Source organism: Myxococcota bacterium, assembly GCA_039030075.1.
GTDB lineage: Bacteria > Myxococcota_A > UBA9160 > UBA9160 > SMWR01 > JAHEJV01.
Window position 1 is genome coordinate 22,939 of the sequence record JBCCEW010000028.1, and the last position, 17,969, is coordinate 40,907.

At 70.7% G+C, this 17,969-nt stretch carries 21 protein-coding genes; 18 read left to right on the forward strand and 3 right to left on the reverse strand.

Annotated elements, in window-relative coordinates:
- Nucleotides 1-34: 34 nt before the first annotated feature.
- Nucleotides 35-1,156: an SGNH/GDSL hydrolase family protein gene (locus tag AAF430_22455; protein ID MEM7413011.1), complete on the reverse strand. Its 1,122-nt coding sequence runs from the start codon at nt 1,154-1,156 to the stop codon at nt 35-37.
- A gap of 224 nt (nt 1,157-1,380) precedes the next feature.
- On the opposite strand from AAF430_22455, the gene AAF430_22460 reads away from it, so the two are divergent.
- Nucleotides 1,381-2,106 (forward strand): DsbA family protein, encoded by a 726-nt coding sequence (locus AAF430_22460; protein MEM7413012.1) that lies wholly within the window; start codon nt 1,381-1,383, stop codon nt 2,104-2,106.
- A gap of 24 nt (nt 2,107-2,130) precedes the next feature.
- Here the strand turns inward: AAF430_22460 and AAF430_22465 are convergent, their stop codons facing one another.
- Entirely contained in the window at nt 2,131-2,382 is a 252-nt protein-coding gene (locus AAF430_22465; GenBank protein ID MEM7413013.1) for a hypothetical protein, read from the reverse strand.
- A gap of 226 nt (nt 2,383-2,608) precedes the next feature.
- On the opposite strand from AAF430_22465, the gene AAF430_22470 reads away from it, so the two are divergent.
- From AAF430_22470 to AAF430_22485, 4 genes are read left to right on the forward strand one after another with little or no spacing between them, the layout of a single operon-like run.
- Nucleotides 2,609-3,598, forward strand: a complete 990-nt coding sequence (locus AAF430_22470) for a helix-turn-helix domain-containing protein (GenBank protein MEM7413014.1) — start codon at nt 2,609-2,611, stop codon at nt 3,596-3,598.
- Entirely contained in the window at nt 3,589-4,185 is a 597-nt protein-coding gene (locus AAF430_22475; GenBank protein MEM7413015.1) for a DJ-1/PfpI family protein, read from the forward strand. The genes AAF430_22470 and AAF430_22475 overlap by 10 nt, the downstream gene beginning before the upstream one ends.
- An 11-nt stretch (nt 4,186-4,196) precedes the next feature.
- Nucleotides 4,197-5,066, forward strand: coding sequence for a hypothetical protein (locus tag AAF430_22480; GenBank protein MEM7413016.1), 870 nt, complete (start codon nt 4,197-4,199; stop codon nt 5,064-5,066).
- The gene (locus AAF430_22485) at nt 5,063-6,310 is read left to right on the forward strand and encodes a glycosyltransferase (GenBank protein MEM7413017.1); all 1,248 of its coding nucleotides are present in this window, start codon (nt 5,063-5,065) and stop codon (nt 6,308-6,310) included. The genes AAF430_22480 and AAF430_22485 overlap by 4 nt, the downstream gene beginning before the upstream one ends.
- On the opposite strand, the gene AAF430_22490 is transcribed toward AAF430_22485, so the two are convergent.
- Nucleotides 6,235-7,233, reverse strand: a complete 999-nt coding sequence (locus AAF430_22490) for a glycosyltransferase (GenBank protein MEM7413018.1) — start codon at nt 7,231-7,233, stop codon at nt 6,235-6,237. The two genes, AAF430_22485 and AAF430_22490, sit on opposite strands and share 76 nt — an antisense overlap.
- 31 nt (nt 7,234-7,264) lie before the next feature.
- Here AAF430_22490 and AAF430_22495 point away from each other — a divergent pair, with 31 nt between their 5' ends.
- The 13 genes from AAF430_22495 to AAF430_22555 all read left to right on the forward strand — a co-directional run bounded on the left by AAF430_22495 (nt 7,265) and on the right by AAF430_22555 (nt 17,941).
- Entirely contained in the window at nt 7,265-8,536 is a 1,272-nt protein-coding gene (locus AAF430_22495; GenBank protein MEM7413019.1) for a hypothetical protein, read from the forward strand.
- Nucleotides 8,533-9,210, forward strand: coding sequence for a CmcI family methyltransferase (locus AAF430_22500; protein ID MEM7413020.1), 678 nt, complete (start codon nt 8,533-8,535; stop codon nt 9,208-9,210). Before AAF430_22495 ends, AAF430_22500 begins: the two co-directional genes overlap by 4 nt.
- 2 nt (nt 9,211-9,212) lie before the next feature.
- Entirely contained in the window at nt 9,213-11,072 is a 1,860-nt protein-coding gene (asnB, locus tag AAF430_22505) for an asparagine synthase (glutamine-hydrolyzing) (GenBank protein ID MEM7413021.1), read from the forward strand.
- A gap of 161 nt (nt 11,073-11,233) precedes the next feature.
- On the forward strand, nt 11,234-11,497 hold the full coding sequence (locus AAF430_22510; protein ID MEM7413022.1) for a hypothetical protein: 264 nt from the start codon (nt 11,234-11,236) through the stop codon (nt 11,495-11,497).
- 75 nt (nt 11,498-11,572) lie between these two features.
- On the forward strand, nt 11,573-12,109 hold the full coding sequence (gene lptC, locus AAF430_22515; GenBank protein MEM7413023.1) for an LPS export ABC transporter periplasmic protein LptC: 537 nt from the start codon (nt 11,573-11,575) through the stop codon (nt 12,107-12,109).
- Nucleotides 12,109-13,092, forward strand: a complete 984-nt coding sequence (locus AAF430_22520; protein MEM7413024.1) for an LptA/OstA family protein — start codon at nt 12,109-12,111, stop codon at nt 13,090-13,092. Before lptC ends, AAF430_22520 begins: the two co-directional genes overlap by 1 nt.
- Entirely contained in the window at nt 13,089-13,814 is a 726-nt protein-coding gene (lptB, locus tag AAF430_22525) for an LPS export ABC transporter ATP-binding protein (protein MEM7413025.1), read from the forward strand. The genes AAF430_22520 and lptB overlap by 4 nt, the downstream gene beginning before the upstream one ends.
- Before the next feature lie 36 nt (nt 13,815-13,850).
- Entirely contained in the window at nt 13,851-15,371 is a 1,521-nt protein-coding gene (gene rpoN / locus AAF430_22530) for an RNA polymerase factor sigma-54 (protein ID MEM7413026.1), read from the forward strand.
- A 30-nt stretch (nt 15,372-15,401) separates the two neighbouring features.
- Nucleotides 15,402-15,863 (forward strand): PTS sugar transporter subunit IIA, encoded by a 462-nt coding sequence (locus AAF430_22535; GenBank protein ID MEM7413027.1) that lies wholly within the window; start codon nt 15,402-15,404, stop codon nt 15,861-15,863.
- A 2-nt stretch (nt 15,864-15,865) separates the two neighbouring features.
- Nucleotides 15,866-16,375: a hypothetical protein gene (locus tag AAF430_22540; protein ID MEM7413028.1), complete on the forward strand. Its 510-nt coding sequence runs from the start codon at nt 15,866-15,868 to the stop codon at nt 16,373-16,375.
- Nucleotides 16,372-17,235, forward strand: coding sequence for an RNase adapter RapZ (rapZ, locus tag AAF430_22545; protein ID MEM7413029.1), 864 nt, complete (start codon nt 16,372-16,374; stop codon nt 17,233-17,235). The genes AAF430_22540 and rapZ overlap by 4 nt, the downstream gene beginning before the upstream one ends.
- Nucleotides 17,232-17,642 carry a PTS sugar transporter subunit IIA gene (locus AAF430_22550; GenBank protein MEM7413030.1) on the forward strand — a complete coding sequence of 137 codons (411 nt, stop codon included), beginning with the start codon at nt 17,232-17,234 and terminating at the stop codon, nt 17,640-17,642. The genes rapZ and AAF430_22550 overlap by 4 nt, the downstream gene beginning before the upstream one ends.
- Complete coding sequence (locus AAF430_22555) at nt 17,639-17,941, forward strand: HPr family phosphocarrier protein (protein ID MEM7413031.1); 303 nt, start codon at nt 17,639-17,641, stop codon at nt 17,939-17,941. The genes AAF430_22550 and AAF430_22555 overlap by 4 nt, the downstream gene beginning before the upstream one ends.
- The last annotated feature ends 28 nt before the right edge of the window (nt 17,942-17,969 follow it).

Sequence of the window (17,969 nt, forward strand, 5' to 3'; positions counted from 1 at the left end):
CGCCTGGGCGACGGCGCGACCCGGGTCGCGGCGCCTAGGAGCCGCTGGAGAACGCGAGGATCAGCCGGTCGGCGATCGCATCGGCGAGGACGCGTCGCCCGGTGGGCGTCAGATGGCAATGGTCCGTGTAGGTGATCTCGGGGGTCTCGCGGTAGACGTCCGTGGCGTCGAGCCACGCGAAGACCGGAGCGCGTTCGCTGGACAGCGCCGTCAGGGTTTCCCGGAACACAGCGAACGTTTCCGCGTAGTACGCGTTGCGACCGGGCATCTTGCGGTCGTGAGCGACCACGATCTGCTCCTCGAAGGGGGCGAGGGGCTTCGTGTCCGGCAGGATCACCATGGGCTGGAGGACGGTCAGGACCCGCGCCTGCTCGGCTTCCGCGGCGTCCGAGAGGTAGCGGAGGGAAGCGGCCAGGGAGTCGGCGATCGCGGTCGGCGCAGGAGCGTCGTAGGCCTCGAGGGGTTTTGGTCGCAGGCGCTCGAAGGCCTTCACGACGCGCAGGTCACCGACCCCCGACCAGAACCAGTGGCGCAGTGCCTGGCGCAGGGTGGGCTGGGCCGCGAGGTAGGCGGCTTCGGTGGCGCGGAAGCGCATCGGAACGCCGGCGCGGCTGTTGATGATCGCCGAGGCGACGTCGTTGGTGCCGTCCAGAGTGACGACCCAGTCGGCGCCGAGCGTGCGACGCTCGAGTGCGTAGGCGAGTGCCTCCTGCCAGGACACATAGGCGGGCACGCCGCCGTTCAGCACCTCGAATCGCTGCCCGGCGAGCGCCGGGTCGGACGCGGCGCGCTGCTCGAGGGCCGCTTCGAGGTAGCTCGAGATCGTGTCGTCGTTCGAGTTCGCCGTGTAGCCCCACGCCACCGAGCCCCCGAGGAACAGGATGCGCGTCGTGCCGGGTGCAGGGGTGGTGCTGATGGGCCCTTCCCGCAGACCCAGCGCGTTCGTCTGGACCCGCTCGCGCTGGATCTCGGGCTGCACGCGGTAGGTCAGGAAGGGGTCGGGGAGGGTCGGGATGTGACGGTCGTCTTCATTGATGGCGGCCTCGACCTCGGCCGGCATCTGCGGCTTGTAGTTGCGCTTCTCGATCGAGAGGGCGATCGCCGCCAGGCCCTCGACGATTCCGAAGGGGATCAGGATGCCCAGGACCACCGCCACACTGCGGAAGATCCATTCGCGTCTCGAAGCCCGGGAAGACGTTTCCACGTGTTCTCTCTGGGGGCGCGGGGAGCGGTGATCGGCCCGCGGCGAGCGAGATAGCACAGAACGGGCGTCGGCCGGGGCGAACGGTTAGGTTCCTCGCCCATCCCCCGAGCGCCGCCCCCGACACGCGGTTGCGGCGCTGTGGGACCCCATCGAAGCTTCCCAGCGGAGGGTTTCTCGTGGCGCAGAACAACAACGCCGGCGCGACCGTGATCGGCGCCCTGATCATCGGTGCGGCGATCGTCGCCGCCGCGCTGTTGATCCAGGGCTCGGTCCAGAACGCGGCCGACGAGGTGGCCTCGCTCAAGGAAACCTTCGGTCAGATCGCCGCGCCCACGCGCCCCGAGCCGCGCCGCGCCGATCGCCCCGGTCGCCCGGATCCGAGTCGTCGCTACGCGGTGAACACGAAGGGATCTCCCGCGAAGGGCGACGCCAAGGCCCTGAAGGTGATCGAGTTCAGCGACTTCCAGTGCCCGTTCTGCAACCGGGTGATGCCCACCCTGCGCCAGGTCGAACAGACCTACGGCGACAAGGTCCAGATCGTCTTCAAGCACCTGCCGCTCAGCATCCACCCGAAGGCGCCCGCGGCCCACGCGGCCGCGGAGGCGGCCCACAAGCAGGGCAAGTTCTGGGAGATGCACGACAAGATCTTCTCGGACCAGCGCGGCATGAGCGAAGCGAAGTACCTCGCGTACGCAGCGGAGATCGGGCTCGACGTCGATCAGTTCAAGAAGGACCTTCAGGATCCTGGGGTAAGAGCCCGTGTCGAAGCGGATACTGCCGAGGCCGCCCGCCTGGGCGTGTCCGGGACGCCGGCCTTCTTCATCAACGGCCGGTTCCTGTCGGGCGCTCAGCCCTTCGCGGCCTTCAAGGCGTTGATCGACGAGGAGCTCGGCAAGGGCTGAGGCGCCTCTGCGGAGGGGTCGTCGCTAGCGTCCGCGGCGCGGGTGGACCGACGTGCACGCCACCCATTCCTCGCGCACGATCAGCGCGCTGTCGCGGAGCGCGACCCTGCACTGCTTCTGGTCCGGGCTGACCTCGACGAGCAGGCCCTCGCCCGACCAGTAGTCGCCGGCGAACGAGTCGACGAACACCGGGGTCCCCCGGGTCGGCATCAGGCAGGCCGAGGTGCCCAGCGTGGTGGCGAGGAGGCCGCAGAGCAGTGTGGAGCGCCAGCGCATGCCCTCCGCATCGGTCGGGCGCGCCCGCGGGTTGACCGACCGGGGTCCGGACCCGGCTGGCCGAATTCGTGGGAACACCGTCATTGATGCCAGGCGACCCGCGTGCCAGCCTGAGCGCATGGGACGAAACGGAACGACCTCGGTCGACTTCGCAGGGACCGCTCGGGGGTCTGGGGCGACGTCCCGAGGCCGGGCGCCGACCTCCGCCCGCCCGCGGCGCATCGCGATGCTCGCCTTCCCGGACGTGCAGATCCTCGACGTCACCGGGCCCCTCGAAGTGTTCGCGATGGCGAGCCGGCTGCTCGCCCAGGCGGGTCACCGCGATCCGGGCTACGCGCTCGAGGTGGTCGCCCGCGAGGCGGGACCGCTGCGCACCTCGGGCGGCGTCATGCTGGTGGCCGAACGCCGGCTGGGGCAGGTCCGCGGGCCGCTCGACACGCTGATCGTGGCGGGAGGCCTCGGGGTGCGGGAGGTCTTGCAGCAGCCGGACACGCTCGCCTGGGTGCGACGCAGTCCGCGCCGCGTTCGCCGGCTCGCCTCGGTGTGCAGCGGGGCGTTCGTGCTGGCGGAGGCCGGGCTCCTGGACGGCCGGCGCGCGACGACGCATTGGGAGGTGTGCGAAGCGCTGGCCCGGGCCTACCCGCAGGTCCGGGTCGACGCCGATCGGATCTTCGTGCGCGATGGCGCGGTGGCGACGTCCGCAGGGGTCACCGCGGGGATGGACCTCGCCCTCGCACTGGTCGAGGAAGACCTCGGGACCGAGCTGGCGCGTGCGGTGGCGCGACAGCTCGTGCTCTTCTTGAAGCGTCCCGGCGGACAGTCCCAATTCAGCGCGCAATTGGAGAGTCGTTGGAGCGAGCGTCCCTCGCTGGCCGAGCTGCAGCACTGGATTCACGACCACCCCGAGGCCGAGCTGGGCGTGGAGGCGCTGGCCGCGCGGATGGCGATGAGTCCCCGCAACTTCGCCCGGGTCTTCGCCCGCGAACTCGGGGTGACGCCGGCCCGGTACGTCGAGCGAGCGCGGGTCGAGGCGGCCCGCCGCCGCCTGGAGGAAAGCGAGGCGAGCGTCGAGGAGGTGGCCGACGCCTGCGGCTTCGGCAGCGCCGAGACCCTGCGTCGCGCGTTCCAGCGGCAGCTCGGGGTGTCGCCATCGGCCTACCGCGAGAGCTTTGCCCGCTGCACGTGGGAAACGACGGAGGTGCCGGCATGGCCCTGACCCTGGGAATGTTGTTGTTCGACGACGTGGAGGAGCTCGACTTCGTCGGGCCCTGGGAGGTGTTCGCCTCGCTCGCCCAGGCGCGCGACGACCTCGAGGTGTTCACGGTCGCCGAGCGCGGGGACACGGTGCGCTGTGCGAAAGGGCTGCGGGTGCTGCCCGATCGGACCCTCGACCAGGTGACCCAGCTCGATGTGGTGCTGGTGCCTGGCGGGCAGGGCACGCGGCGCGAGGTGGAGCGGCCCGAGCTCGTCGAATGGCTGCGGAAGATCGGGCCCGGGACGACCTGGACGACCAGCGTGTGCACCGGCTCGCTGCTGCTCTGCGAAGCCGGTCTGACCCAGGGGCGCCGGGTGACGACCCACTGGAACTTCGTCGAGACCCTGCGGGCGCGATATCCCGACGTCGAGGTGCTGGCGGACGTGCGCTACGTCCGCGACGGCTCGCTCGTGACGGCGGCCGGCGTCTCCGCGGGGATCGACATGGCGCTCTGGCTGGCCGGTCAGCTCTACGGAGTCGACGTGGCGCGCACCGTGCGGCGCTACATCGAGTACGACCCCGCGCCGCCCTACCTCGCCGAGGTCTGAGTCGGCAGAGCTTGGGCTTTCGGCGACGAGCTGCGAAGATCGGCGTCGAGGGGGGCGTCGCTCTGACCGGTTTCCGACAGCGCTCGCTGCAGCCGTGGTCGCGCTGGATCCGCGCGGCGACGCCGTCCCCGGGCCCGCGACCGCCGCGTCGCCAGCGGGTCTACCGGGTCGAGCTCGATGGCATGCCGTGCAAGCGCGTCGTGTTCGCGGACTCCCACCACGCCGCCGACTGCGCCCAGCGGCTGCGGCAGTTCGCCGCCGACCGTATCTACCCGTTGCTGCTGCTGGAGCGCGAGCGCGAGCTGTGGGTCGAGTTCATTCCCGGGGAGCCCGTGGGGCGGGGAGACGAAGCGGTGCTCCCGGACCTCGCCGCGCTGCTGGCCACGCTCCAGAAGCGCGCGCCGCGGCGCGTCCCGCTGCGCGAGACCCCCTGGCTCACCGAGCTACGTGCGGACCTCGCGTTCCTGGAACAGGTGCGCGTCCTGGATCGAGCCACCGCCGGAGCGCTGTCCGAGTGGGCCGACGGGATCGCGCCCTCCCACGTGTGGGAAGGCGTGGACTGCAGCGACGCCATTCCGAAGAACTTCGTGACGTCTCCGAGCGACCGGCTGCGGGCCGTCGACATCGAGAGCCTCGCGGCCGACCAGCTGCTCGGGGTCGGCGCCGCGAAGGCGTGCCTGCGCTGGTGGACCCGGCCCGACGCGTGCGCCGCGTTCCTCGACGCCCTGAAGGCCCAGGGCTGCCCCGACTATTTTGCGTATTTCCCCTTCGTCGAGCTGTCGTTCCGCGCGTTCTGGCTCAAGAGCTCACTCCTCGAGGGGAAGAAGAAGTTCGTGAATCCGGGGATTTTGACGGGACTCCTCGAAAGCAGTTCGGGTTGAGCGCGGCCCCGCGACTGGCGCTCTTCCTGCGCTCGCTGGGCGCGGACGGGGCCGGGGCCGAGCGCAATGCGCTGATCCTCGCGGGCGACTTCGCGGCCCGCGGTTTCCCGGTGGATCTCGTCCTCGCCCGCCGGCGCGGACATCTCGCGCAGGACGTACCGCCCGAGGTGCGAACGATCGAGTTGGGCACCGGGGGCGTCGCCGGGCCCTGGCGCGCGGCCTTCGGCGATCCGCGCGGCGCGCGGCGCCTGGGTCCCGCGCTGAGCCACCCGAGCGCATCGCCGGTTCTCGGCGCCGCACCGGCGTTGGCCGATTACCTGCGACGAGAACGGCCGCGTGCGCTGCTCTCGTTTCTGACCTACGGGAACGTGACGGCGCTGTGGGCCCGGGCGCGTGCCGGGGTCGACACGCGGATCGCGATCAGTGAGCGCAACACGCTGAGCGCGCGCGCGCGTTCCGCGCGTGGCCGGCGTTGGCGTGTGCTGCCCGCGTTGGCGACCGCGTGGTACCCCGACGCGGACGCGATTCTCGCCGTATCCGCCGGTGTCGCCGCCGACCTCGCCGCGGTGACGGGGCTGGGCCCCGAACGGATCCGGGTCACCGGGAATCCGGTCGTGACGCCGGACCTCCCGAGGCTCGCGGAGCAGCGCCCGGTGCATCCGTGGTGCGCTCCCGAAGCGCCGCCGCTCGTGCTGGCGGTGGGGAAGCTGAAGCCCCAGAAAGGCTTCGATGTGTTGCTCGACGCCTTCGCGCGGCTGCGGAGCCAGCGGGTGGCCCGGCTCGCGATCCTGGGTGTGGGCCCCGAGCGGGGCGCGTTGGAACGCCAGGCGGCGCGCCTCGGGCTGGCGCAGGACGTGGCGTTCCCCGGGTTCGTCGCCAACCCGTTTGCCTGGATGGCGCAGTGCGCGCTCTTCGTCTGCAGCTCGCGCTTCGAGGGCTTGCCCGGTGCGCTGATCCAGGCGCTCGCGTGTGGCGCTCCGGTCGTGAGCACGGCGTGTCCGAGCGGCCCGACCGAGATCCTGGGCGACACGCTGCCCGACGCGCTGGTTCCCGTCGAGGACGCGGCGGCGCTGGCCGCGGCGATGGCGCGCACCCTCGAGGCGCCGGGAGACGCGGCCACCCGGCGTCGCTGCGCTGCGCGCTTCTCGGTGGAGCGGGTCGCGCCCCGCTACCTGGAAGCGATGTGCGGTTCGAGCGTGCGCAGGAAGTCCGCGAGTTCGGCGGCCACGGCGGCGTACCCGTAGGCGGGCGCCGTCGCGCGGCCTGCGGCGGAGAGTCGCTCGCGCAATCCGTCGTCGTCGGCCAGCGCCAGCAGCGCTTCGGTCCAGGCCTCCAGACTCGTGATGAGCAGACCGTTCACGCCGTCGTCGAGGATGTCCCGATTCGCTCCGACGTCGCTCGCGACGGCGGGCACGCCGGCGGCCAGGTACTGCAAGAGCTTGTAGGCGCACTTGCCCCGGGACCACACCTCGTTCCGCGCCAGCGGCATGATCCCGACATCGAAGCCGGCGACGGTCGCGGCTTCTTCCTTCGCACTCCAGGGGACCCAGCGCACCGGCAGTCGGGGGAGGGCGACGCGGTGTTCGCTCATGGCCATCACTTCGATCGGCCGGGCCGCGGCCACCCGCTCCAGTGCGGGGGCGATGGCGGAGACGTAGCCCCAGTTCGAGGCGCGCCCGACCCAGCCGATCCGTAGCCGGGCAGGCGCCGCGCGCGGCGCCTGGCGGGGAACGTCGATCCGGACCGCGGACGGTACGACGCGGCAGGGAAGTCCGGACGCGTGGCTGGCGAGGAACGCGTTGCCCGGGGTGGCCGCGTCGACGCTTTCCAGGGCACGCGCAAAGCCCCGGCGACGTCGTTGGCGTTCCCAGGCGCCGCGCCAGCCGCGTCGCCGACCGAACATCACCGCGTCGTCGAAGTCGTAGAGCCGTTTCGCGGGGAGCGAGCGCCACCAGCGGGCGTCGCGGCGCCCTGGTCGCACGCGGTGGAAGAGCACGGCGTCCCCCGGCGTCAGCGCGGCGGCCAGGTCCCGTCGGCCCGCGGCCGTGCGGGGGTAGGGCGCGATGCGGCAGGCGATGCCCTCCCGTTCGAGGAAAGGCGCCATCTGCACCAGGCGGATCCGGGTGGAGGGCGCGTCTTCCTTCTCGAAGACCAGGTGGAGCGGCATGCGCGGCGAAGGTAGCCCTCGGGTGCGGTGCGTGAGCGACGCGCGATACGCTGCGACGCGGGGGCAGCCAGGCATGCGGCAGTGGAGGCGAACCGGGGCGATCGGCGCGTGCGTGCTCGTGCCGGGGCTGTGCCTCGCCTTCGGCATGCCGTCCTGGGGTGCGTGGTTCGCCGGAGCCTGCGCGGGTATCGGGGTCTGGCGCGGTGCGGCCGCGCCGATCGCGGCGCTGCTGCTCGGCGGCGCCGCCGCATGGGCGGGCGCGACCGGCTGGCTCTACGCCAGCGGTGCGGCGGAAGATCTCTTCTACCGACCCCACGAGCGTTTCGCCGAGTGGAACGCGCGCCACGGACACCGGGCCTACCGGCCGTCCCTGGACGTCCAGGTCCAGGTGCGCCACGGCGATCTGCAGCCCCTCACGCGGGCTCCGATCGCCCAACCGCGCCAGGTGCGGTTTCGCACCGATTCGAACGGTTTCCGGAACCTCCGGGACTACGCGGGGGAGCCGTGGGTGTTGCTGGGCGACTCCTTCGTCGCCGGGTCCGGGAGCGATCACAGCGCCCTGGTGTCCGAGGCGCTCGCGCGCCGGGGCTGGCGCGTCCACAACCTGGGGTTCCCCGGTGGTCCCGCCGACTACGCCGACTACTGGCACGCGTTCCGCCAGCGACACCCGGCAGGCCGGCCCCGCCTGCTGCTCTTCGTCTTCGAAGGGAACGATCTACCCGAGCGCGCCGGACGCACGGTCGCGTCTCCGGCCCGCCGTTCCTGGCGCTACTGGCGGCGCACCCTCGAGGCTCCGTTTCGCGAGACGCTGCTGGCGCGCTTCGTGCGCTCGGCGACGGGGCGCCTGCTGGGGGCGTCGCGCATCGAATCCGGTGAAGACGTGGAGATCATCCCGCTCGCGCGTGGCAAGGTCGGCTTCTACCGCGCGTACATCGAACGAACGCGGGATGCGCAGGTCCCGGAGACACCGCGTTTTGACGCCGCGCTCGCTTCGCTCGCGCCGGACATCGGTGCGGTCTTCTTCGTGCCCACGAAGTACCGCGTGTACCAGCCGTGGGTCGCGCCAGAGGAGCGATTGAACCACGCGCGCTGGGCGCATCTCGCAGCGCGCTGCCAGACGCTCGGTCTGGCCTGTCACGATCTCACGCCGGAGCTGCGGCGCGGAGCCGAGGCGTCGCTGGCCGAGGCGCGGCTCGTCTACTGGCGGGACGACACCCACTGGAACGCCGCGGGGATGGACCTCGCGGCAGAGCAGGTGGCGCTCGTCCTGGCGGCGGGCGGCCGCGTCGGGACGTCCGGGTGAAGCTCCGCAAGGCGTTGCGCGACGCCTGGTACACGCCGCCCTTCGTGTCGGGCTGGATCACGCGGCGCTTTCACAAGCTCTTCTACTACCAGCGCGCCCAGACCTGGCGGAACACGCGCTGGCTCGGCACCGACGTCCGCAAGTGTCCCTTCGATCTCTGGGTGATGCAGGAGCTCGTGTGCGAGCTGCGGCCCGACTGGATCATCGAGACCGGCACGGCGGATGGCGGGAGCGCGGCGTACCTGGCGTCCCTCTGCAGCCTGCTCGGGCACGGTCGCGTCGTGAGCATCGACTGCGATGACCAGCCCGCGCGTCCCGTCCACGAGCGCATCGAGTATTGGACCGGCGACTCGGTCGATCCGGCGATCGTGGGCCGGGTGCGCGAGCGGGTGGCCGGAGCGCCAGCGGTGCTGGTGTTGCTCGATTCGGACCACCGCAGCGACCATGTGCTGCGCGAGCTGCGCGCCTATGGCGATCTCGTGACGCCGGGTAGCTATTGCATCGTCGAAGACGGGAACGTCGGGGGTCATCCCGTGGCCCGCGAGTTCGGGCCCGGTCCCCAGGAGGCGACCCGCGCGTTCCTGGCCGAGCGCGAGGATTTCGTCATCGATCGCGACCGCGAGAAGTTCTATCTGACCTTCAACCCGGGCGGGTATCTCCGCCGCACGCGATAGCCATGTGTGGGCTGTGCGGGATCGTGCGCTGGCCGGCGGATCGCCCGGAGGCGCGCTTGCGTCACGAAGTCGCCGGTATGACCAAGGTGCTCGCCCACCGCGGGCCCGACGGCGAGGGCGTCTGGGTCGATGCGAGCGCCGGTGTGGCACTGGGCCATCGGCGCCTCGCGGTCATCGACCCGAGTGCGGCCGGACATCAGCCGATGGCCTCGCCCTGCGGACGCTACGTCGTCGTCTTCAACGGCGAGCTCTACGACTTCGAGGCGTTGCGCGAGACGGTCGAGGTGGCGGGAACCCGGGTGTCGGGACGCTCGGACACGGCCGTGCTGGTGGCGGCCTTGTCCGCCTGGGGCGTCGACGGAAGCCTGGCGCGCTTCGACGGCATGTTTGCGCTCGCGATCTGGGACCGTCGGGAACGGCGCCTGCATCTGGTGCGCGATCCGTTCGGCAAGAAGCCGCTCTACGTGCGCGACGTCGGGAGCTCCGTCTGGTTCGGCTCGGAGCTGAAGGCGCTTCGGGCGCACCCCGAGTACGAGCGAACGATCGATCGGGAGGCGCTGGCCCAGCACCTCCGCTTCTCGTTCATCGCGGCGCCGCGCAGCATCGATCTCGGCACCGAGAAGCTGTGCGCCGGCGAACACCGGTGCTTCGAGGCCAGGGGAGGGGAGTCGCGTCGCTTCTTCGATTGGCGTGCGCGTGCCGAAGCGGCCGCCCGGGATCCCTTTCGCGGCAGTCGGGCGGAAGCGCTCGACGCGCTCGAGCAGGGGGTCACGGAGGCGGTACGCCGCCGGCTCGTCGCGGACGTTCCCCTCGGCGCGCTGCTCTCCGGGGGCGTGGATTCCGCGCTCGTCGCGGCCACCGCGCAACAGCAGCAGTCCGCGCCGCTGGAGACCTTTCATGTGGGTTTCTCGGAGGCCGGATTCGACGAGCGCGCTGACGCCGCGGCGGTGGCGAAGCGGCTCGGCACCCGCCACGAGACCTGGGTGCTCGGGCCCGAGGAGGCGCGCGCGCGGATCCCCGCGCTGCCCTGGCTCTTCGACGAACCCTTCGGCGACACGGCCCAGCTCGGCATGGCCCTGCTCTGCGAGGCGACCCGACGCGAGGTCACGGTGGCGCTGTCCGGCGACGGCGGCGACGAGGTCTTCCTCGGCTATCCGCGGACCCTGCGCTGCGCGCGGCGCGGCCGCTGGCTCGCTCGGGTGCCGGCGCGATGGCGCGAGGTCTTGGGGCAGGCCGCGGAGCGAACCGGGCCGCGACGCGAGCGGCTCGCGATGGGGGTCAGCGCGGGCGGACCCGACGCCCTGTTCGTGACCGCAGCGAGTCGTCACCCGGCCAACGTGTCGCTGGTGCGCGGTGTGCGGGGGCCGGTGGAGACCGGCCAGCCCTGGCCGGGAATCGCCGACCCGCTCGCTCGGCTGCGTGCCCTCGACCTCGGCGGTCGACTCCCCGAGTCGATGTTGGTGAAGGTCGATCGCGCGAGCATGGGACACGGGCTGGAGGTGCGATCGCCGCTCCTCGACCGCGGGCTCGTCGACTTCGCGCTGCGCCTGCCGACGCACTGGCTCGTGCGGTCCGGACGCGGGAAGTGGCCGCTCCGGCAGCTCCTCGCCCGGCATCTCCCGAAGGCCTGGACCGAGCGGCCGAAGCGGGGCTTCGCGCTGCCGATCGGGGCCTGGTTGCGCGGGCCGCTGCGCGGCTGGGCCGACGATCTGCTCGCACCGGCAGCGCTCCGGCAACAGGGCCTGTTGGAGGCCGATGCGGTGGGGCAGATCTGGACGCTCCACTGCAGCGGCCGCGTCGATCGGACGCGCCTCGTGTGGAACCTGGTGGGATTTCAGGCGTGGCTCGCCCAACAGGCTTGACTCGCCGCAGGGGCCGACCGATAAACCCAATCGCGAGGTACACTCCCCGCGGCGCGCGCGCCGGAGGCGCGAACGCCCCCTTCCAAAGGAACGCCCCCTTCCAAAGGAACGCCACCCTCGTCGGGAGGCGGGTCCGCCGCTCCTCCGAGAGGTTCGTCGCCATGGCCGTATCGCACCGATCGCTCCCCACCCGAGTTCGCGGCCTCGCCGCCGTCCTCACGGCCGGGTTCCTGCTGGGCTGGGCCTCGCCCGTCGCCGCCGACGAGTACGACCCCCAGCGCGCTGGCCATCCGGTGCGGATCGCCGCCTACGCGCTGCACCCGGTCGGCGTGATCATCGACGTCCTCCTGCTCCGCCCGGCCCACTGGATCGGCAGCCTCTACGGCGTCGACGAGTTCGTCGGGCACGAGCCCTACGTCGACTAGTCGATCTCCGCGCCCAGCCGGGCGTTTCGCGCGATTCCCTTGGAGTCGCGGGCTTCACTTCGGTATGTTTATTGCATGCACGGAGTGAGAGCGCGCGTTCGGTCGCCCTGGACCGTACTCGGGGTGGCAGGGCTGGCGTTGGCCGCGCTCTGGCCCGGCTCCGCGTTCTCGATGTCGGCCGAGGGCACCTCGCTGAAGGTCACCGGAATGACGTTCGTCGGGAGCCGAACCGGCGTTCGCGAAATGGTGCTGCGCTCGGAAGAAGCCTGGCTGCGTCCGGGACAGGATCAAGCGCTGCTCTCCGTCGTCGAGGCCGAGGTGACGGATCCGGACGACGGCCGCCAGTTCTCGATGACGTGCGCGCGTGTCGATCTGGACATTGCGAGCAACGATTTCCTCGCGGAGGGGGACGTACGGGGCAACACCAGTGACGGTCAGCACTACCGCACGGAATGGGTGCGCTACCGCCACGAGGAAGGGCTGCTCTATACCGACGCTCCGGTCGAGGTGCGCGACGCCCGCGGATCGTTTCGCGGCGACGGGTTCCGCTACCACGTCGATGAGAGGCGCTTTCAGTTGATCGGCAATGTGCGTGTGGAGCAGACGCCGTGATGCGGTGGGGCCAATGGAGCCTGACGCTCGGGTACGCGCTGCTGTCCCTACAGGCGGCCAGCGCGAATGCACCCGACGTGAACTTCGGCTTCGGCGGCTTCGACCGCGACGAGCCGATTCGGATCACCGCTGACGCGCTCGAGGCGAGCGACAAGGATGGCGAGCGTTTCCTGGTATTCCGCGATCGCGTTCAGGTGCGACAGGGACCGCTCGAGCTCGACGCGAACGAGCTGGAGGCGCTCTACGGCGCCGACGCGAACCAGCCCGACGCCCTGGAGGCACGCGGCGCCGTACGCGTGCGCGATGGTGCGCGTCGCGCCCACTGTGACGAAGCCCGCTACGACCGGCGCGCGGCGACCCTCGTGTGTCGCGGGAACCCGGCGCGCCTCTGGGATGGCGAGGATCAGCTCTCCGGAAGCGCGTTCCACTTCGATCTCGAAACGCGCCAGGTGACCGTCGAGGGCGGCACGGCGCTCGAGATCCATCGGGAGCTGCCCGGCACCGAGCCGGGTGCGGACGACGCCGAGGGAGACGGCGACGGACCCGAGCGCGAGTGGCTCGCCGAGCAGCGGGACGCGGGCCCGGTCCACATCGAGGCCCGCTCCGGGCGCGCGAGCGATGGCGATACCGCCCGGCGGATCGCCTTCGAAGGAGACGTCGTGGTGCGCCAGGGCGATCTCGAACTCCGGGCCCAGCACCTCGAAGCCGTCTACCCGGCGGGAGCGACGCAGCCCGAGCAGTTGCTGGCGCGGGATGCGGTCGAGGTCCGCCAGGCCGATCGCGAGGCGCGCTGTGAGGAAGCCGAGTACCGCCCGGCCGAGCGCTGGGTGGCTTGCCGCGGAGACGCCCAACTGCGGGACGGCCGCGACGAGCTGGAGGGCGATCGCATCGCCTTCGACCTGGAGCGGCGCCGGGTCGACATCGAGGGGAACGCGCGGCTGTGGGTCCACCCGGCCGATCACGAAGAGGGCGGCCCGGAATGACGACCCTCGTGGGCGCCGATCTGTGCAAGCGCTACGGCGAGAAGGAGGTCGTCTCCCACGTCGACGTGCGCGTGGAGCCCGCTCAGGTGATCGGGCTCCTCGGGCCCAACGGAGCCGGCAAGACCACGACCTTCAACATGCTCGCGGGCGGCATCCGCCCCAGCGGAGGCACGGTGCGGCTCGGCGAGCAGGATATTACGGAGCTGCCGATGTACCGCCGGGCGCGCCTCGGCATCACGTATCTTCCGCAGGAAGCCTCGATTTTTAGAAAGCTTTCCGTCGCCGACAACGTCAACGCCATCCTGGAGACCGTCGAGCCGAACCGGCGAGTCCGCCGGGAGCGGCTCCGCGAGCTTTTGGCTGAGCTCGGACTGACCGAAAAGGCAGGGAGGCGGGGAGATCTCCTCTCCGGTGGCGAGCGACGGCGGGTCGAGATCACCCGGGCGCTCGTGCTCGACCCCAAGTTCATGCTGCTCGACGAACCCTTCGCGGGGATCGACCCGATTGCGGTGATCGACATCCAGAAGATCATCGAGCAGCTCAAGACCCGAGGCATCGGCGTGATCATCACGGACCACAATGTGCGAGAGACGCTCTCGATCTGTGATCACGCCTACATCATCAAGGACGGCCACATCATTCGGGAAGGTCCGCCCGAAGAGGTCGCTGCCGATCCCCAGGTGCGCGAGATCTACCTGGGCGAGAACTTTCAGCTGTCCTGACGGCAGCTCGCGACTAGGAACCGGACAACAAGCCCCATGGCGCTCGAGCTCAAGCAGCAGGTACGGCTCAGTCAGCAGCTGGTGATGACGCCGCAGCTTCAGCAGGCGATCAAGCTGTTGCAGCTGTCGCGGATGGAGCTGGTCGATCTGGTGCACCAGGAGCTCCAGGAGAACCCCGTCCTCGAAGAGGGCGTGGAGATGGACGAGGATCGCGCGGCCGCCGAGGCCGCGGAGCCGGGCCAGTCGAACGAGGTGGTCGACGCCACCGAGGCGACTGCCGAGCTGCCGACCACGAGCGCGGCCGATGCGGAAGCGCAGGCCGAGGCCGGTCCGGATGCCGAACCCGTCGAGAGCGAGCCGACCGACGCCGAGAAGATCGCGGACGTCGACTGGCAGGACTACCTCGACGCGAACCCGCACACGGGGATGCGCGAGGCGATCGGGCCCGACGATCGACCCTCGATCGACGCCACCTACGCGCGGCGCGAGAGTCTGAGCGACCACCTGCTCTGGCAGCTGCAGTTGGCCTCCCTGCCGGTCGAGCAGGACGTCGCTGCCCGGTTCATCATCGGCAACCTCGACGACCGCGGGTACCTCCAGTCCCCCCTCGAAGAGATCGCCCGGCAGAGCGGCGTTCGCGAAGAGGGGGTCGCCGAGGCGCTCGGCGCGATCCAGGAGTTCGACCCCTCCGGCGTCGCCGCCCGCGATCTGCGCGAGTGTCTGTGCATCCAGGCGCGTGCCCTCGAGATCGACGACCCCCTCGTACTCCGGATCCTCGACGAGCAGCTCGACGCGCTGATCAAGCGCGATTTCCGCGGCGTTTCCCGGGCCCTGAACGTCCCGATCGAAGAGGTCGCGGCGGCGGCCCAGGTGATCGGCCGTCTCGAGCCGCGGCCGGGCCGCGACTTCGGCGGCGAGGACCCGGTCTACATCGTCCCCGACATCTACGTGTACCGCGTGGGTGACGACTTCCACGTCGTGCTGAACGACGACGGGCTCCCGCGGCTGCGCATCAACTCGGTCTACCGGGAGGTGCTCGCGAAGGGGAATCCCGCCACCAAGGACACCAAGGAATACGTCAACGACAAGGTGCGAAGCGCCATGTGGTTGATCAAATCCATCCACCAGCGCCAGCGCACGATCTACAAGGTGATGCAGAGCATCATCAAGTATCAGCGCGACTTCTTCGAGAAGGGCATCAACTTCCTGAAGCCCCTGAACCTGCGGGACGTCGCCGACGACATCGAGATGCACGAGTCGACGGTCAGCCGCGTCACGACCAACAAGTACGCGCACACGCCCCAGGGCATCTTCGAGTTGAAGTACTTCTTCAACTCCAGCATCAATCGGGTCGAAGGAGAAGCGATTGCCAGCGAGAGCGTCAAGGAGCGCATCCGCCGGCTGATCGTCAACGAGGATCCCCGGCGCCCACTCTCGGATCAGCGGATCGCCGAGATGCTGCGGGTGGCGAACATCAACATCGCCCGTCGCACCGTCACCAAGTACCGCGAGTCGATGAACCTGCTGTCGTCGACGAAGCGCCGGCAGGTTGGCTAGAGTGCCGGGTCCCAAACCAGGGGCTCCCGCATGAAGATCATGGAGATCCTCGTCAAGGAAGCCGTGATTCTCGATCTCGGCGTCCGGACGAAGCGCGAAGTGCTGGCCGAAATGGCGGCCGGTCTCGCGAAGGTCGAACCCCAGATCGAAGCCGACGACCTCCTCGAAGTGCTGATGGAGCGCGAAGCGCTGCAGAGCACCGGGATCGGGGAAGGCGTCGCGATCCCCCACGGGAAGCTCGGCGGCCTCAACCGGCTCGTCGCCGCCTTCGCGCGCAGTCGCGAAGGGGTGGACTTCGACTCGATCGACGGCCAGCCGACCCACCACTTCTTCCTGCTCGTCGTCCCGGAGCATTCGGGCGGCCAGTACCTGAAGGCCCTCGCGCGCATCTCGCGCTTCTTTCGCGATCCCGCCTTCCGCCAGAGCCTGACGGATGGAGAGTCCCTCGAGGACGTGCTCCGCGCGATCGAGGAAGAAGACGCCAAGCTCTGACCGTGCGCGTGCACGGGGTGCTGGTCGAGATCGCGGGCAGTGGCGTGCTGCTCGTCGGACCCAGCGGTGTGGGCAAGAGTGAATGCGCGCTCGAGCTGGTGGCCCGCGGCGAGCGCCTGGTGGCCGACGACGCCGTCGAGCTCGAGCGGGAGGGGGACCAGCTGGTGGGGCGCGCCGTGCCGGCGATCGCCGGCCACAACGAGATCCGGGGGCTCGGCATCCTGTCGGTCGCGGAGCTCTACGGCGCCGACGCGCTGGCCGAGGAGGCGTGTCTCGGGCTTGTGTGTCGGGTCGAGCCGGTCGTCGAGGAGCCGGACCGCACCGGCCTCGACCGAGGCCACGAGGAGTGGCTCGGGGTGGCGGTGCCCCGCGTGGTGCTGCCTTCGCAGCCCGGAGCCAGCCTGGCGACGATCGTGGACGCGGCGGCACGCGACGCCCTGTGGCGTCGGGTTGGGCCGAGCGCCGCCGAGCGCTTCGCCGCGCGGACCCTGCGACCGGTGCGACAGCCGTGAGTGGCGCCCGCCTCGTATTCGTCGGGGGGCTGTCGGGTAGCGGCAAGACCACCGCGATGGCCGCCCTCGAGGACCTCGGCTTCTACTGCGCCGACCACCTGCCGGCGCCGCTGATCGAGCAATTTCTCGATCTCGCGACGAAGTCCTCGCCACCGCTCGAGAAGATCGCGCTGGCGCTGGCCGCGCGGGACGCCCAGGGACTCGACCAGATTCCCGCCGTCGTCGAGCGGGCCCGCCAGGCCGGGCATCACGTCGAGATCGTCTATCTCGAGTGTGCGGAGAAAGAGCTGGCGCGGCGCTATCGCGAGACGCGCCGCGTCCACCCGCTCTCGCCCGACGGATCCGTCGCCGAGGGAATTCGCGCCGAGCGGGAACGGTTGCGCGAGCTGGCCGCGTTGTCCGACCACACGATCGACACCACCTCCCTGAACGTGCACCAGTTGAAGGCCGCGGTGGTGCTCGCCGTGTCCGGTCGCGCACGCCCGACCGTGGTCAACGTCGTGTCCTTCGGTTTCCGCCACGGCACGCCCGACGCGCTCGAGCAGCTCTTCGACGTGCGGTTCCTGCCCAACCCGTACTTCGAGGCCGAGCTTCGCGCGCACTCCGGACGCGAGGCACCGGTGGCCGACTACGTGCTGCGTTCCGAGCGGGGCGCCGAGTTCTTTGCGAAGCTGCGCGACTGGTTGGCCTTTCTGCTCCCCCTCTACGACGCAGAAGGCAAGGCCTACGTGACGGTCGGTTTCGGGTGCACGGGCGGTCGGCACCGGTCGGTCGCCTTGGCCGAAGCCACCGCCCACGCGCTCCGGGAGGCCGGACGCGAGGTCAACGTGACGCACCGGGACGTGGAGAAGGGCTCATGAAGCAGGGAATCGTGATCGTCACCCACTACCGCCTCGGCGAGCAGTTCCTGCAGGCGCTGCGCCTGATCGTGCCCGAGGCGCCCGAGTTCCAGTCGGTTTCCGTCGAGCCCACCCAGACCGTCGAGGAGATGCGCAGCCGGATCGAGGAAGCGCTGAAGTCGGCCGATCGCGGGGACGGGGTGCTCGTCCTCACCGACATGTTCGGCGGCACGCCATCGAACATCGCCCTCTCGTTCCTGGACGAGCATCGCGTCGAGGTGGTCACCGGGGTGAACCTGCCGATGCTGATCAAGCTGGCGACCCTCGGCGAGGAGAAGCCCCTCGAGGAGCTGGCGGCGTTCATCAAGAGCTACGGCCAGCGCAACATCTCGGTCGCCAGCGAGATCCTGCCGGACCCGGGGACGTGAGCGACGCGACGCTAGAACGCTGTTTCACCGTTCGCGGCGAGCTCGGCCTCCACGCGCGACCGGCGGGCCAACTCGTCGCGGCCGCCGGGCGCTTCGAGGCGAAGGTCGAGGTCGCCCGGGACGGCGACGACGAGTGGGTGGACGGCCAGAGCATTCTGTCGCTGCTGTCCCTGGCCGCAGGGCAGGGGACCGTGCTGCGGGTCAAGGCCGCCGGTTCCGACGCCGAGGCGGCCGTGGCCGCGGTCGGCGCCATCATCGAGGCCGAGGACGGCGCGGCCCCCCCGTCGCCGGAGCGCTGAGGGGCGCACGCCCGGGCGCCGGCCCCCG

Bases quoted from the DNA above. Each gene is read 5' to 3' on its own strand.
- AAF430_22475 (MEM7413015.1), top strand. From the start codon at position 3,589: ATGGCCCTGACCCTGGGAATGTTGTTGTTCGACGACGTGGAGGAGCTC.
- AAF430_22490 (MEM7413018.1), bottom strand. From the start codon at position 7,233: ATGCCGCTCCACCTGGTCTTCGAGAAGGAAGACGCGCCCTCCACCCGG.
- asnB (MEM7413021.1), top strand. From the start codon at position 9,213: ATGTGTGGGCTGTGCGGGATCGTGCGCTGGCCGGCGGATCGCCCGGAG.
- lptB (MEM7413025.1), top strand. From the start codon at position 13,089: ATGACGACCCTCGTGGGCGCCGATCTGTGCAAGCGCTACGGCGAGAAG.
- AAF430_22465 (MEM7413013.1), bottom strand. From the start codon at position 2,382: ATGCGCTGGCGCTCCACACTGCTCTGCGGCCTCCTCGCCACCACGCTG.
- rpoN (MEM7413026.1), top strand. From the start codon at position 13,851: ATGGCGCTCGAGCTCAAGCAGCAGGTACGGCTCAGTCAGCAGCTGGTG.
- AAF430_22535 (MEM7413027.1), top strand. From the start codon at position 15,402: ATGAAGATCATGGAGATCCTCGTCAAGGAAGCCGTGATTCTCGATCTC.
- lptC (MEM7413023.1), top strand. From the start codon at position 11,573: ATGCACGGAGTGAGAGCGCGCGTTCGGTCGCCCTGGACCGTACTCGGG.
- AAF430_22470 (MEM7413014.1), top strand. From the start codon at position 2,609: ATGCTCGCCTTCCCGGACGTGCAGATCCTCGACGTCACCGGGCCCCTC.
- AAF430_22510 (MEM7413022.1), top strand. From the start codon at position 11,234: ATGGCCGTATCGCACCGATCGCTCCCCACCCGAGTTCGCGGCCTCGCC.
- AAF430_22520 (MEM7413024.1), top strand. From the start codon at position 12,109: ATGCGGTGGGGCCAATGGAGCCTGACGCTCGGGTACGCGCTGCTGTCC.
- AAF430_22550 (MEM7413030.1), top strand. From the start codon at position 17,232: ATGAAGCAGGGAATCGTGATCGTCACCCACTACCGCCTCGGCGAGCAG.